This is a genomic window from Acinetobacter sp. AS167 (assembly GCF_037152175.1).
Lineage (GTDB): Bacteria > Pseudomonadota > Gammaproteobacteria > Pseudomonadales > Moraxellaceae > Acinetobacter.
In genome coordinates, this window is the sequence record NZ_JBBCMP010000007.1 from 109848 (window position 1) to 123594 (window position 13747).

A 13747-nucleotide genomic window follows, 5' to 3' on the forward strand; every position below is an offset into this window, starting at 1 on the left:
TATATTTTTTAGTGATCTTCACCGCTTCAAAGGTGCTTGTCAATCACATTTGTAGGGAAAGTTTGGGATTTGATGAGTCCGTGTTCAGCAAAGGAGTAGCTTTGCTCAGCAGCAATGATCATATGATCCAATAATTCTATTTCAAGTAGTTGACAGGCTTTTAATATTTCTTGAGTTAAATCGTAATCTTCGCGTGAAGGCTTGGCAAAACCTTTAGGGTGATTATGGGCAACAACGATAAAAGTCGCATGTTTTTGTATGACATATCGTAATAATTGATTGATGGAAATATTGCAGTAATTGACTGATCCATAAAATAGTTTTTTAAAACTCAATTTACGTAACTGGCTATCTAAGCAGAGTACAGCAAAGACTTCTTGAAATTCTCCAATCAATTCATAACGTAAATAATCTCGGATTAAATCAGAACGACTCAAGTCTAAACCTTGGTTCAGTTGATGTTTCAAGTAACGCCGTCCCAGTTCTTTCACTGCCATCAGTTGTGAATACTTGCTTTCGCCAATGCCATGAAATTGTTTTAAATCATCTAAAGACGAATCAAATACAGCATTTAAATGACCAAAATGTTGAATGAGCAAGCGTGCTAATTCAACAGCAGAGTGTTGTTTTGAGCCTGAGCGGAGAAAGATTGCGAGTAGTTCTGCATCAGATAAACTGTGCGCCCCTTGTAAGAGTAATCTTTCACGTGGACGTTCTTGTTTAGGCCATTGTTTGATTGACTGATTCATTATTTTTCACATTTTAAACTTATTTTAGTTCTGGTTTTTCTCCCTTGAATAACTTGGGAGATAGACTATTTAATGATATTGTGAGCGCCACTGCAACTGAAAGGTAGCTTGATAGTGAGTTTTGATCTCAGCGTATTTTCTAATAAAAATATTATCCTCGCTGTAACAGGTGGTATAGCCGCCTATAAAAGTGCAATCCTGGTACGTCGTTTAAAGGATTATGGCTTTAATGTACGCGTGGTAATGACTAAAGGTGCACAGGCATTTATTGCCCCTTTAACTTTTCAGGCGCTATCGGGAAATCCAGTTCATACTGAATTATTAGATCCTGAAGCAGAAGCGGGAATGGGGCATATTGAATTGGCACGTTGGGCTGATTTAATTTTAGTTGCACCTGCAAGTTGCGACAGCATTGCGAAATTTGCTGCAGGTTTAGCTGATGATTTACTGAGTACCTTGTATTTGGCAACCAAAGCACCAGTTTGGGTTGCACCTGCAATGAATCAACAAATGTGGGCAGCTAAGCCGACACAACGGAATCTGAATACTTTAGTTGAAGATGGCGTACATGTGATTATGCCTGAAGCGGGTTCGCAAGCGTGTGGGGATGTCGGTTTAGGGCGTATGCCTGAACCTGAAGATTTAGCAGAACAAGTTAAAAATTACTTCCATCAAGCACAACGTGCGATTGCTGAAAAGTTTGGCTTGCTTGCTGGAAAGCGTGTGGTGATTACTGCAGGGCCAACACGTGAAGCGATTGATCCTGTACGTTATATTTCCAATCACAGTACAGGGAAAATGGGCTTTGCTATTGCAGCAGCCTGTTACTCAGCAGGGGCAAAAGTGACGTTGCTGGCGGGTCCAGTCAGTTTGGATACCCCGAATGGTGTGCGTCGTATCAATGTTTCTTCTGCGATAAAAATGCTTGATGAAAGCATGCATCAGCTTGAGGATGGTTGTGACGTGTTTATTGCAACCGCGGCTGTCGCTGACTATCGTGTGGCAGAAGTTTCGGAACATAAGATCAAGAAAGCTGGTGATGAGCTGAATGTTTCGTTGGTGAAAAACCCTGATATTGTGGCGACCATTGCGCAACAGTCAAAGCGCCCATTTATGGTGGGTTTTGCGGCTGAAACTCGTAATGTAGAGGAATATGCAGCAGGAAAACTCGTTGCAAAAAAACTCGATATGATTGCCTGCAATGATGTCTCGCGGGCTGATATTGGTTTTGCTTCTGATCAAAATGCGATGACCGTGTTTTTTGCAGAACAGTACCAGATGGAAAAGCGTGATTTAGAGAAAGCTTCGAAACAAGAAATTGCACAACAGTTGGTTGAAGCGATCCACGATGCTTTACACCATGAGATTGAACCAATTTAAGAGTTTTTCAGGTTATGTTTGAATATAAAAATGCAACGAATTCGTTGCATTTTTATTTGCTATTTTTTGTGCTTTTAAACTATGTTTAATCTTGGAAATGGACAATAGCCACAATGGGCTTTTTTACCCCCAACAATAGCCACAGTTTTAAGGAAGATCATAATGATCAAAAAAACTTTAGCCACCATCATGATGATTTCTGCTTTAGGTTTCAGCTCAATGACTTTTGCTGCAACGCTACAACAAAATATGCAGGCATTAGGTAAAAACTATAAAGCATTTAATCAAACCAATAATGCCGCTGAAGCAAATAAAGCTTTAGATAATATGCGTACTGCTGCAACGGACGCTAAAAAAGTCAAACTTAAAGGTCGTGGTGATGCTAGTGCACCAACTTCGACTCAGTTATATGATCAATTGATTGCGCAAATTGATAAGACTCAAGCGCTAGTCAAAGGTGGTCACTTAGATCATGCAAAAATGGAAGGAAAGAAAATTGCTGAAATACGTGATCAAGGGCATAAGATCTATCAGTAATCGATTCATTTGAAAGCACAAAACCGTTAGTTTTAATGACTAACGGTTTTTTATTGTGTGGAGATTTTTAAAAGATATTGAATCAAAAAACTCAGCATGATTCGGATTTGCTCATTGCATAACAACTGTTAAGTTAGATGTAGAAAAGTGAGGAGAAATGTGATGCAACAGCACAATCAGTTTGAACGTATTGCAAAAGCCATTGAATACATTAAACACAATTTTAAAGCACAACCGAATTTAGATGAAGTGGCTGCGCATATTCATTTAAGCCCTGCACATTTTCAACGTTTATTCACTGAATGGGCTGGAACCAGTCCGAAGAAGTTCTTGCAATATATCAGCATAGAACATGCAAAAAACTTGTTAAAACAAGAGCATTCGGTATTTGATGCAACGTATGACACAGGACTATCAAGCACCAGTCGTTTGCATGATCTATTTATACAAATTGAAGGGATGACACCTGCTGAATACAAAAGTGGCGGAGAAAGCTTAACCATCCACTACCAGTATGCTGAAACACGTTTTGGAACCGTTTTAGTGGCATCAACAGCCAAAGGGATTTGCTTTATGTCTTTTGTGGAGCATGAGCAAGATGCTTATAGCGCACTCGTTGAAAAATTTCCTAAAGCAAGATTTTATCAGCAAGCAGATGCGTTGCATGAACATGCTTTGGCCATTTTCTCATCTGAACAAAAACCATGGAACCAAATTAAGCTACATCTAAAAGGTACTGATTTTCAGCTTAAAGTTTGGGAAAGTTTGCTTAAAATCCCGATGGGGCAAGTGGCGACCTATGCGAACCTTGCTGAACAGATTGGAAATCCCAAAGCTTTCCGTGCGGTTGGTACTGCGATTGGCAATAACCCAGTGGCTTTTTTAATTCCCTGTCATCGTGTGATCCAAGCGACAGGTGTTTTAGGTGAATACCATTGGGGTAAAACACGTAAAGCCGTAATGATTGGTTGGGAAGGTGTACAAGTACATGACAGTGTTTAATCCACAACAAGCAACAGCATTGCTCAATAACATTGAGGGTTTAGATTGGGAGACAATCCGTGCTCAGATGCATACGCAAGGCTACTCAATCCTTAAAGACTTTTTATCTGATGAATTGTGTGAGTTGATTAAAAGTCATTACAACCATCAACAACTGTATCGAAAAACCGTCAATATGCAGCAACATCGTTTTGGATATGGCGAGTATAAATATTTTAATTATCCATTACCAAACTTGCTTCAACAGCTTCGAACTCAGTTTTATCCCTATCTAGTTCCTATCGCCAATGCTTGGTCTGATGCTTTAAAGTTGGAGCGACACTATCCAGATTCATATCTTGAATTTTTACAACAATGCCAACAAGCGGGTCAAAATAAAGCCACTGTTTTGATTTTGCACTATCAGCAAGATGGTTTTAATACCTTACATCAAGATCTATATGGCGAGGTCTATTTTCCGATCCAAATGGTATTTGTACTGAGTCAAGTCAATACCGATTTTACCGGTGGTGAGTTGGTGTTGACTGAGCAAGTACCACGAGCACAGTCGAAAGCCATTGTTTTACAACCTGATCAAGGGGATGTGTTAATTTTTACCACACAGTTTAGACCCAAGAAAAGCACTTATGGCTATTATCGAGTTAATATGAAGCATGCTGTCAGTCATGTGCATACAGGGGAGCGTTATACATTGGGGATTATTTTTCATGATGCTGTGAGTTAAATGATGATTAAGCATGATGATATTGAGCGCTTGGCGTTATATCGAAAAATCAGGAATGCTGAAATTTTATTTGCAGGCAATCAAAAGCTAAAAATTTATGGACGTTTAAACTGTGGTTCGGGCAAGCGGATGTTAAAAACCAATCGGGTGTTCTTTAGTAGTGAAGCTGAAGCCTTGGCATTGCAATTTCGCCCGTGTGGACACTGTATGAAATCAGCCTATGTGAAATGGAAAAATGCAACAACTTGAGTTTCTAACCGATCCCCATGAGAATTTGCTTCCACAAGATGGAATAGTGAATTATTTCGGAAAAATTATGGATGAAGCCATCGCCAATGATTATTTTGAGAAATTGCTCGCACATATTGAATGGCAAAATGACCAAGCGATTATTTTTGGCAAAAAGATCATCACCAAACGGAAAGTGGCTTGGTATGGAGATCGCGCTTTTGAATACACTTATTCAAATAGTTCCAAATATGCCTTGCCATGGACTGAAGAATTACTCGAACTGAAAAAACAGATTGAATTAATTACGGGTGAAACATTTAATTCTTGTTTACTGAATCTTTACCATACGGGTGAAGAGGGTATGGCATGGCACAGTGATGGTGAAACAGATCTAAAAAAGAATGGCGCAATTGCATCTTTAAGCCTAGGTGCGGTTCGAAAATTTGCCTTTAAACATAAAAATAGCCAAGAAAAGATTGAGATTTTTCTCGAAAATGGCAGTTTGCTGGTCATGAAAGACACCACTCAAACATATTGGTTACACCGCTTAGCCCCAACAAAGAAAGTGCATACGGCTCGGATTAATCTAACCTTTAGAACAATCGATGAATCATGATTTTTCCTCACGGATAAGCCAAACAATTGTGGCAAAAATAAAATTGATTAAACTCCCATAAAAAATAAAATTGTAGGGAATCATGTTGAGTAAAACTTGAGAATAACTCAGCGGATAAAAGGGATACATATCTGCATGCATCAAAGCATCTAAAAAAACATGGCTAAAACTACCGACCAAGGCACTGACTGTCGCCACTTGCCATGTGATCTGCCAGTTTGCTTGTTTAAATAAGTTGCGTAAGCAAAACTCACTCATCGCTTTACCTATGGGGACTGCAAGCAACGCAATCAACAAAGCACCAAGTAAATTATGAGTATATAAATGGAGTGTGGTCCAGCCTTGAATAATACCAACTAGAGGTTCGATATCCATCAAAACCTGGACACCGAAGAAGATTAACAAGCTAAATTTTTTATTTGCAATGGCTTTACAACTTGCGCCTAAGCCCAAATGTAAGGGGGTAAATGGCATTGTTATTTTTCATGCTTATTGTGATGTTTAAATTATAAAAAATTGCATCACCCACGTTTGTGAAGTTTGAGTGATTTTATCTGATCAAACATAAAAAAGACCGCATAGCGCGGTCTTTTAAACTTAATTACTGAGAAATTAAGCTTGGCCTTCAGCAGCAGCGCCTTGGGCACGTTCCATATTTGCTTCAAACTCTGCATCAAAATTGATTGGCGTAAGAAGTAATTGAGGGAAGCTACCTTTCGTTACAAGATCATTAACTGCTTCACGCAAGAATGGGAACAAAATGTTCGGGCAGTAAGCACCTAAGATGTATGGAAGACGGTCTTCTTCAATACCATCAATCAAGAAAATACCTGATTGTGTTACATCGACGATAAATGCTGTATCGCCAGCATTGTTCGCTTGCACAACAACTTTTAAAGACACTTCAAAGTGGGTTGCATCCACTTTTTCAGCAGCAGAAGACAAGTTGATGTTTAATTCAGGTTGCCATTCTTTGGTAAAAACTTGAGCCCCAGGTACTTCAAAAGAAATGTCTTTTGTATAAATACGTTCTAAAGCAAGTTGTGGTTGAGCTTGTTGTTCTTCACTCATTCTTTATTCCTTAAATTTTAAGAAGTGATTCATTAATTAAGTTGTGGATTAACCAAGTAACTCATCGAGTTTGCCGGCTTTTTCTAAAGCATAAAGCTGGTCAAAACCACCGATAAATTCATTATTAATAAAAATTTGTGGCACTGTACGGTGTCGAGTTTTCTGGATCAGCTCAGTCTTAACTTCAGGTGCTTCTTCATCGAGATTGATTTCGGTAAAAGCAACACCTTTACGCTCAAGTAGAGATTTCGCACGTACACAGTATGGGCAAAAAGTTGTTGAATATACTTTTACTTCAGCAGTCATGTTGAGCTCCTTAAGCTTATTTTTTAGCTTTAACTAATGGCAAGCCTTGGGCTTTCCAGTTACTGATACCACCATCAAGACGATAGCTGTCTGCATGGCCGACTTGTTGCAAAGCACTTCCTGCAACTTGACCTAAGTTACAGATAAATACTAAAGGACGGTCAGCAGTTTTTAACTCTTCAATGTGACTGGCAATTTGACTGTATGGAATGTTGCGGCTGCCACTCACATGACCTTCACGGAAATCTTTAGCATCGCGTAAATCAATCAACATCGCATTTTTAGCTTTTACTAAAATACCAAGTGATTGTGGTGAAATCTTACGACCACTGCGTTGTCCTTCAAAAATAAAGAACAAGATCGCCAGTACCCCTAAAATACCAAATAAGAAGGGGTGATTCCCCATAAACTCAAACCAACGTTCCACAAGTCACCTAATTACAATCAAAAATTGCGTCGAGTATAGCGTATATATATGGTGATCAAAATCACCGCTTCAAGGTTCTCAAAGAAGAAATTTAATTTTTTTGTTGCGCATCAGTGATTTCTTCAATTAAGCGTAAATAACTTTCATGTCGTCTGGCTAGAATTTCACCATTTTCTACCGCTTTTTTAATGGCGCACTGTTTCTCATGCGTGTGCGTGCAATTACGATATTGGCAATGCCCAATCAAGTTCGAAATTTCAGGAAAGCCAGCATCAATCTTTTCTAGGCTCAAATGCCAAAGCCCAAATTCACGGATGCCGGGCGAGTCGATCAAGGCACCATTTTCACCAAAACGAATCAAACGGGTAGAGGTCGTTGTATGTTGTCCGAGCGCCGAGTTTTCAGAAATAATATTGGTCTTCTGCTCTGCATCAGGAACGATGACATTAATCAAGGTACTTTTGCCGACACCTGATTGCCCAACGAAAGCAACAGTTTCGTTGTCGAGTCGTTGCTTTAATTCGCTAATATCACCTTCAGACTGAGTAATCAGTACTTCATAGCCTAAGTCTTGATATTCTTTAATCAGATCTAAAATAGGGTCATTTTCTTTGAGTAAATCTGATTTGTTTAATACCAAAAGGACTGGAATATCTGCATCCGTACATGCCACTAAATAGCGATCAATCAGCGTGGGTGCTGGCTCAGGCAGAGTTGCAAAGACGATGACAATTAAACTGATATTGGCTGCCACAGGTTTAACTTTATGATAACGATCGGGACGTGTTAACAATGAAGTCCTTGGATGAATGGCGGTGATGATGCCTAAACCTGTATTGGGATCTGCTTGCCATTGAACTTTGTCGCCCGTCACTAACAGCTCTAAATTGGTTCGTGTATGACAGCGCCAAACACTGCCTAATTCAATCGGTTTCCAAAAGGGCTCTGGATCACCTTCATTGACGATGGGTTTTTGCGGATGTTGAGTAGGAACAGAAAGGGCTTGTACTTCGAGTTGTCGTCCATAATGCTGAACAACAAGACCTTCAAGGTCATTGGAAGTGTCGATTTCTTCTTGACGTGTTTTATGTTGTTTCTGAATGCGGCGTTGCTGCTGTTCAGTTAAACGACGTTTACGAATTAAAGCCATTCATATCCTAAAAACCTTAAAAATGAGAAGGCAAAAATACCATGACAGGCGAATGAATTACAGCGAAGATGTAAGAAATTTGCTACTATTCATTTTTTATTGGCCTAATAAGATTGCACTATATGAGCAGCACTCCGGATACCCGCTTAATTTGGATCGACCTAGAGATGACAGGTTTAGATACAGATAATGACAAGATCATTGAAATTGCGACAATTGTAACAGATGATCATTTGAACATTTTGGCGGAAGGGCCTGTACTCGCAGTGCATCAATCAGATGTTATCCTCAATGCAATGGATGAGTGGAACACCAAACAACATGGTCAGTCAGGGCTGATTGAACGAGTACGTCGTAGTAAACTCACAGCGCAAGATGCAGAGCAGCAAACCTTAGAATTTTTGAAGAAATGGATTAATCCTAAAACTTCGCCAATGTGTGGTAATTCAATTTGCCAAGATCGCCGTTTTATGCACCGTTTAATGCCTGAGCTTGAACAATTCTTCCATTATCGTAATTTGGACGTGTCTTCAGTGAAAGAGTTAGCAAAACGCTGGAGACCTGAAATTATGAGCGGTTTAAAGAAAAATGCTTCACATTTGGCAATGGATGATATCCGCGATTCGATTGCTGAACTTAAATATTATCGTCAGTATTTCTTTATCGCCAATCAAGATTAATCATCTGAGTGGTTAAATCTCATTACATATCAGATTGAAACAAGAGGCTTTTTAGCCTCTTTTTTTGCTATGCATTTTGGTTTTTTAAGCTATACTAAAGCTGATGTCCTCTGACAACTCGTTACAAAAAATAGCAAGCAGTTCAAATTGTTTGCATAAAAAACGTTTTAATATCCTTATATATATTTGAATTATTACAAAGAGATTGACTATGCAAAGTAATAACCCAATTTTAACGCGTGCGGAAACGTATGCAGATTATGAACAGCCAATGACTGTACAAGGCGCAATTCAAAAATCAGTTTTATTGACTGTTATTGCGGCCATACTCGGTGTTGGAATTTTTTTCTATAGCTTTACCACAATGAATGTTGGAATTGCCTATGCTGCCGCAATGGTCGGTGCAATTGGTGGTTTGATTCTTGGATTGGTTGCTACATTTAAACCGAATACCGCACGTGTTTTAGCTATTCCTTATGCATTCTTTGAAGGTGCATTTTTGGGTGGTGTTTCAGTGATCTTCCAGCTGAAGTTTCCGGGCGTACCATTACAAGCACTTTTAGCTACCTTTATCACAACTTTAGTGATGTTTGGTTTATATAAATTCCAAATTATTCGTGCAACTGAAAAATTTAAATCTATTGTGATTTCAGCATCTATCGCAATTGCATTGGTTTTTGTGGTGCAGTTCATTATGCGTTTGGCTTTTGGTTCAAGCATTCCATTCTTATTTGAAAGTAGCATTTTAGGTATTGGTTTTGCTGCATTTGTTGCGGTGATCGCATCATTGAACTTGATTCTTGATTTTGATTTGATTGAATCTGCTGCTGCACAACGTGCGCCGAAAGCTTATGAATGGTTATGTGGTATCGCTTTATTGGCAACATTGGTCTGGATGTACTATTCATTCTTACGTTTATTGAGCTTGTTGCAAGGTGATGATTAATTATTCCCTTTATATAGATTGATAGATTTAAAAAGGCGCACTCGATTGAGTGCGCCTTTTTTTATGTTTTTAGTAAACTTTTAAAAAAAAGATGCATTATGCAATTTAGTTATGGGTCAAGACTTGGCATTATGCTTACAAAATTGATCAGGTGAGAATTTCATGGCACAAGGACTATTGGCAGGTAAACGCTTTTTAATCGCGGGTATTGCAAGTAAATTATCCATTGCATTTGGTATTGCTCAGGCATTACATCGTGAAGGTGCAGAACTCGCATTTACTTATCCAAACGATAAACTAAAAAAACGTGTAGATGATTTTGCAGAACAATTCGGTTCTACTTTAGTTTTCCCTTGTGATGTTGCTGTGGATGCTGAGATTGACCACGCATTTGCTGAATTAGCAAAGCATTGGGATGGTTTGGATGGTGTTGTACATTCAATCGGCTTTGCACCTGCGCATACACTTGATGGTGATTTCACGGACGTCACAGATCGTGAAGGTTTTAAAATTGCTCATGACATCAGTGCTTATAGTTTTGTTGCTATGGCTCGTGCAGCAAAACCTTTATTGTTGGCTCGCCAAGGCTGTTTATTGACTTTAACTTACCAAGGTTCAGAGTCTGTTATGCCAAACTATAATGTTATGGGTATGGCGAAAGCATCTTTGGAAGCAGGGGTACGTTATTTAGCATCAAGCTTAGGTGCTGAGGGTATCCGTGTAAATGCAATTTCAGCAGGTCCAATCCGTACTTTAGCGGCATCTGGGATTAAATCTTTCCGTAAAATGTTAGATGCCAATGAAAAAATTGCACCGTTAAAACGTAATGTGACGATTGAAGACGTTGGTAATGCAGCCTTATTCCTATGCTCACCTTGGGCAAATGGGATCACAGGTGAAATTCTGTATGTCGATGCTGGTTTTAATACGGTCGGTATGAGCCAGTCGATGATGGATAGCGAATAAAGTTAAGTTTATTTAACTGATTGAATTAAAGACATAAACCTCAATATTAAAACGTGAATATTGAGGTTTTTTTACAAATTTTAAAAAATTAACCGATCAATAAACTAGGATTCAATCGTTTTTTTTGATTAAATATTCATAAATATTAATATTATTTTAAGTTTGATAAGAAAATGAATTTTGCCAATATATTTTCGGCTCTGCAACACCTTGGATTGACTGCGCAAAAACGAGCCTTGCATATCCAATTTAGCAATCCTGATTTGACTGCTCAAGTCTTCTTACAACGCATCGATGGACAACATGGTCTAAACCAAGGTGTGTCTATTGAACTGATTTGCCTTGCCACTTCGGCTGTGATTCCACTTAAACAATTTATCGGTAGCCAAGTGGCGATTGATCAAGTCACAGATCATGGACAACTGTTTCGTAGTACAGGGGTGATTACTGAAGCCGCACAAGGGCAAAGTGATGGCGCACTCACGCTATATAAACTCAAACTCGAAGATGCCACTTCACTGTGGCATAAACGCCGTAATAGCCGAGTGTTTATGAACAAGTCGGTTGTGCAAGTGATAGAAACGCTGTTTAAAGAATGGCAAGATAAAAGCCCACTCTTTGCATCGAGTCTAAGCCTCGATAAAAGTGGACTGAAAAAAGATTACGATATCCGACCATTCATCATGCAGAGCAACGAAAGTGACTACGCATTTTTAAGCCGCTTGATGCGCAGTGAGGGGATCAACTGGCTGATTGATGAAGCACAGTTGATTGTGCCTAGTTCTGCGACTCAAATTCAACCACAAAAACTGCGTTTGGTGGATGATAATAACGAATACAAAGCGCTAGAACGAAGAAAGATTCGCTTTCATCGTAGCAGTGCCACAGAACAACAAGACAGCATCACCAGCTTTATCGGGCAACGTAGCTTACAACCCACCGCTGTTCACGTACAACGCTGGCAAGCAGATGTGTTAGAACAAGAAGAGGGCGCAGGTAGTGTCCAAAGCAAACACCAACATAGTCAAAATCAAAACAATGCCAGTCTTGGTTTAGAACAGGCTTGGCATATTAGCCCAGCATGGATTCAAGACCTGAACGGTGAAGATCAAGCAACCGCTTCAAATAACAATCAGATTGAAAAGATTAACCAAAACCTGAGCCATTATTACGATGCTCAATCCAAACAATTTATAGCCAATTCCACTGTACGCGATGCACAAGTGGGGTATTGGTTTGAGCTAAACGAACACCCAGAAATAGACCAACACATTGGCTCAGACAAAGAGTTTCTGATCACGTCAAAGACATTCTATAACCAGAACAACTTACCCAAAGACCTGAGCGAGCAAATCAATCGCTTGCTCCAACAAAGTAATTGGGTAAACGAAAATAAAGCAGATCCAAACAACCCAGAACGCCAAGCCAATCAATTGGTACTACAACGCCGTAATATCACCACTGTTCCGGAATACCATCCACTACAACATCGTCCTAGTACCCATCCACAACGAGCCAAAGTAGTTGGGCCAAGTGGAGAAGAAATTCATGTCGATGAATGGGGGCGCATTAAAGTTCGCTTCCTATTTACCCGCAATGAAGATCATAGTCATGATGGTGGTGCAGGGAGCAATGACAACGACACTGATTCCGCTTGGGTGGATGTACTGACCCCGTGGGCAGGTGAAGACTATGGTGCGCGGTTCTTACCGAGGATTGGTGAGATTGTCGTGATAGATTTCTTTGATGGCAATATTGACCGACCATTTGTGGTGGGGCGTATCCATGAAGCGCAACGAAGCCCAACGAAATTTGATGACAAAGGGCAATTGCCTGATACTAAAAAACTAGCAGGGATCAAAAGTCGAGAAGTTAAAGGCAGTGGCTATGGCCAGCTTAGATTTGACGATACCACAGACCAAATCAGCAGCCAGCTACAAAGCAGTCACGGTGCGAGTCAACTTAACCTCGGTAATCTGAGTCATCCTAAAGAAACTGATACCAGTGAAGGACGAGGCGAAGGCTTTGAACTAAGAACAGACCAATGGGGTGCAGTACGTGCAGGGCAAGGCCTACTACTCAGTACCTATGCTCAAGATTCAGCTTCAGGCAATCACCTTGATGCAACAGCCGCGAAAAGTCAGTTAGAAAGCAGCCTAAATAATTCTAAGGCCTTAAGTGAAGTTGCCAAGAATCAGCAAACTGATCCTTTGGAAGTGTTGGAAAGAATAAAAGGATTTATCAATACACTAGACCAACAAGATCCGAAAAAAGCAGATGCATTTAAGTCTGCGGTGATGATGTTGGCTTCCCCTAATTCGATTGCGCTTGCCAGTAACGAAGATATTCATCTTTCAGCAGATGGGCAAATCAGTCATACCGCAGGCGACAGTATCAACCTAAGCACACAAAAGGCTTTGATTGGGCATGCCAGTGCTAAGATCAGTCTTTTTGCGGCACAGGAAGGGGCAAGGTTATTTGCTGGAAAAGGTAAAGTTGAAATCCAAGCACAAGGCGATGGTGCGGATTTGATTGCACGTAAAGGTATTCAAATTATCTCTACTGAAGAAGCAGTTTATATTACCAGCCCGAAAGAAATCAGACTGATAGGGGATGGTTCTGAGTTAAAGATCAATGGTTCAGGGGTATTTGCAACTACAGGTGGTTTGTTTGAGGTGAAGTCGGGACAACAGAAATTTACCAGTGGTGCGAAGGTTGAGATGAAATCTCATGAATTCAAAGAAACACCTTGTTATTTAACTTATGAAGCAAAAGATTTATTTGGAAATCCATTAGCGAACAAAAAGTACTTAATGATTTTACAAAATGGTGAGGTTATACAGGGTATTACAGATAGCCAAGGAAAAACTAAAAAAGTAACAACAGGGTCACCAGAAAATATTTCTATTTATATAGAAGATGAAAATATTAATAGCTACAATTTGAAAGTAGAGGAATAAAT

16 protein-coding genes are annotated in these 13747 nt (G+C 39.6%); 10 read left to right on the forward strand and 6 right to left on the reverse strand.

The features are described from left to right. Positions 1-26 precede the first annotated feature (26 nt). Positions 27-749 (reverse strand): RadC family protein, encoded by a 723-nt coding sequence (gene radC, locus WFN33_RS13110; protein ID WP_336953531.1) that lies wholly within the window; start codon positions 747-749, stop codon positions 27-29. A 114-nt stretch (positions 750-863) separates the two neighbouring features. On the opposite strand from radC, the gene coaBC reads away from it, so the two are divergent. The 6 genes from coaBC to WFN33_RS13140 all read left to right on the forward strand — a co-directional run bounded on the left by coaBC (position 864) and on the right by WFN33_RS13140 (position 5239). Further along, positions 864-2129: a bifunctional phosphopantothenoylcysteine decarboxylase/phosphopantothenate--cysteine ligase CoaBC gene (gene coaBC, locus WFN33_RS13115; protein ID WP_336953532.1), complete on the forward strand. Its 1266-nt coding sequence runs from the start codon at positions 864-866 to the stop codon at positions 2127-2129. A 162-nt stretch (positions 2130-2291) separates the two neighbouring features. After that, a complete protein-coding gene (locus WFN33_RS13120; protein ID WP_336953533.1) occupies positions 2292-2666 on the forward strand; it encodes a cytochrome b562 in 375 nt (124 codons plus the stop codon). A 162-nt stretch (positions 2667-2828) separates the two neighbouring features. After that, the gene (locus WFN33_RS13125; protein ID WP_336953534.1) at positions 2829-3668 is read left to right on the forward strand and encodes a methylated-DNA--[protein]-cysteine S-methyltransferase; all 840 of its coding nucleotides are present in this window, start codon (positions 2829-2831) and stop codon (positions 3666-3668) included. Further along, positions 3655-4392: a 2OG-Fe(II) oxygenase gene (locus tag WFN33_RS13130; RefSeq protein WP_336953535.1), complete on the forward strand. Its 738-nt coding sequence runs from the start codon at positions 3655-3657 to the stop codon at positions 4390-4392. The genes WFN33_RS13125 and WFN33_RS13130 overlap by 14 nt, the downstream gene beginning before the upstream one ends. A gap of 3 nt (positions 4393-4395) precedes the next feature. After that, complete coding sequence (locus WFN33_RS13135; protein ID WP_336953604.1) at positions 4396-4641, forward strand: Ada metal-binding domain-containing protein; 246 nt, start codon at positions 4396-4398, stop codon at positions 4639-4641. Further along, on the forward strand, positions 4628-5239 hold the full coding sequence (locus tag WFN33_RS13140) for an alpha-ketoglutarate-dependent dioxygenase AlkB family protein (protein ID WP_336953536.1): 612 nt from the start codon (positions 4628-4630) through the stop codon (positions 5237-5239). The genes WFN33_RS13135 and WFN33_RS13140 overlap by 14 nt, the downstream gene beginning before the upstream one ends. Here the strand turns inward: WFN33_RS13140 and WFN33_RS13145 are convergent. The 5 genes from WFN33_RS13145 to rsgA all read right to left on the reverse strand — a co-directional run bounded on the left by WFN33_RS13145 (position 5234) and on the right by rsgA (position 8193). Then, positions 5234-5713 (reverse strand): DUF4184 family protein, encoded by a 480-nt coding sequence (locus tag WFN33_RS13145; protein WP_336953537.1) that lies wholly within the window; start codon positions 5711-5713, stop codon positions 5234-5236. The genes WFN33_RS13140 and WFN33_RS13145 overlap by 6 nt on opposite strands. A 138-nt stretch (positions 5714-5851) precedes the next feature. Then, the gene (secB, locus tag WFN33_RS13150) at positions 5852-6310 is read right to left on the reverse strand and encodes a protein-export chaperone SecB (RefSeq protein WP_004725824.1); all 459 of its coding nucleotides are present in this window, start codon (positions 6308-6310) and stop codon (positions 5852-5854) included. A 48-nt stretch (positions 6311-6358) separates the two neighbouring features. Then, on the reverse strand, positions 6359-6616 hold the full coding sequence (gene grxC, locus WFN33_RS13155; RefSeq protein ID WP_004725827.1) for a glutaredoxin 3: 258 nt from the start codon (positions 6614-6616) through the stop codon (positions 6359-6361). Between the two features lie 16 nt (positions 6617-6632). After that, the gene (locus tag WFN33_RS13160) at positions 6633-7043 is read right to left on the reverse strand and encodes a rhodanese-like domain-containing protein (RefSeq protein WP_004725828.1); all 411 of its coding nucleotides are present in this window, start codon (positions 7041-7043) and stop codon (positions 6633-6635) included. Between the two features lie 91 nt (positions 7044-7134). After that, positions 7135-8193 (reverse strand): small ribosomal subunit biogenesis GTPase RsgA, encoded by a 1059-nt coding sequence (gene rsgA, locus WFN33_RS13165; protein WP_336953538.1) that lies wholly within the window; start codon positions 8191-8193, stop codon positions 7135-7137. A gap of 122 nt (positions 8194-8315) precedes the next feature. Between rsgA and orn the strand changes: the two genes are divergently transcribed. The 4 genes from orn to WFN33_RS13185 all read left to right on the forward strand — a co-directional run bounded on the left by orn (position 8316) and on the right by WFN33_RS13185 (position 13745). Then, positions 8316-8873: an oligoribonuclease gene (gene orn / locus WFN33_RS13170; protein ID WP_004725833.1), complete on the forward strand. Its 558-nt coding sequence runs from the start codon at positions 8316-8318 to the stop codon at positions 8871-8873. A gap of 211 nt (positions 8874-9084) precedes the next feature. Then, positions 9085-9819, forward strand: coding sequence for a Bax inhibitor-1/YccA family protein (locus tag WFN33_RS13175; RefSeq protein ID WP_004816949.1), 735 nt, complete (start codon positions 9085-9087; stop codon positions 9817-9819). Between the two features lie 162 nt (positions 9820-9981). Then, positions 9982-10785: an enoyl-ACP reductase FabI gene (locus WFN33_RS13180; protein WP_004725837.1), complete on the forward strand. Its 804-nt coding sequence runs from the start codon at positions 9982-9984 to the stop codon at positions 10783-10785. Between the two features lie 173 nt (positions 10786-10958). Next, entirely contained in the window at positions 10959-13745 is a 2787-nt protein-coding gene (locus WFN33_RS13185; protein ID WP_336953539.1) for a type VI secretion system Vgr family protein, read from the forward strand. Positions 13746-13747 lie beyond the last annotated feature (2 nt).

What these genes read in the sequence shown, in the direction of transcription:
- radC (WP_336953531.1), bottom strand. Translation starts at nt 749, where the DNA reads ATGAATCAGTCAATCAAACAATGGCCTAAACAAGAACGTCCACGTGAA.
- WFN33_RS13120 (WP_336953533.1), top strand. Translation starts at nt 2,292, where the DNA reads ATGATCAAAAAAACTTTAGCCACCATCATGATGATTTCTGCTTTAGGT.
- WFN33_RS13125 (WP_336953534.1), top strand. Translation starts at nt 2,829, where the DNA reads ATGCAACAGCACAATCAGTTTGAACGTATTGCAAAAGCCATTGAATAC.
- WFN33_RS13130 (WP_336953535.1), top strand. Translation starts at nt 3,655, where the DNA reads ATGACAGTGTTTAATCCACAACAAGCAACAGCATTGCTCAATAACATT.
- WFN33_RS13135 (WP_336953604.1), top strand. Translation starts at nt 4,396, where the DNA reads ATGATTAAGCATGATGATATTGAGCGCTTGGCGTTATATCGAAAAATC.
- WFN33_RS13140 (WP_336953536.1), top strand. Translation starts at nt 4,628, where the DNA reads ATGCAACAACTTGAGTTTCTAACCGATCCCCATGAGAATTTGCTTCCA.
- WFN33_RS13145 (WP_336953537.1), bottom strand. Translation starts at nt 5,713, where the DNA reads ATGCCATTTACCCCCTTACATTTGGGCTTAGGCGCAAGTTGTAAAGCC.
- secB (WP_004725824.1), bottom strand. Translation starts at nt 6,310, where the DNA reads ATGAGTGAAGAACAACAAGCTCAACCACAACTTGCTTTAGAACGTATT.
- grxC (WP_004725827.1), bottom strand. Translation starts at nt 6,616, where the DNA reads ATGACTGCTGAAGTAAAAGTATATTCAACAACTTTTTGCCCATACTGT.
- rsgA (WP_336953538.1), bottom strand. Translation starts at nt 8,193, where the DNA reads ATGGCTTTAATTCGTAAACGTCGTTTAACTGAACAGCAGCAACGCCGC.
- orn (WP_004725833.1), top strand. Translation starts at nt 8,316, where the DNA reads ATGAGCAGCACTCCGGATACCCGCTTAATTTGGATCGACCTAGAGATG.
- WFN33_RS13175 (WP_004816949.1), top strand. Translation starts at nt 9,085, where the DNA reads ATGCAAAGTAATAACCCAATTTTAACGCGTGCGGAAACGTATGCAGAT.
- WFN33_RS13180 (WP_004725837.1), top strand. Translation starts at nt 9,982, where the DNA reads ATGGCACAAGGACTATTGGCAGGTAAACGCTTTTTAATCGCGGGTATT.
- WFN33_RS13185 (WP_336953539.1), top strand. Translation starts at nt 10,959, where the DNA reads ATGAATTTTGCCAATATATTTTCGGCTCTGCAACACCTTGGATTGACT.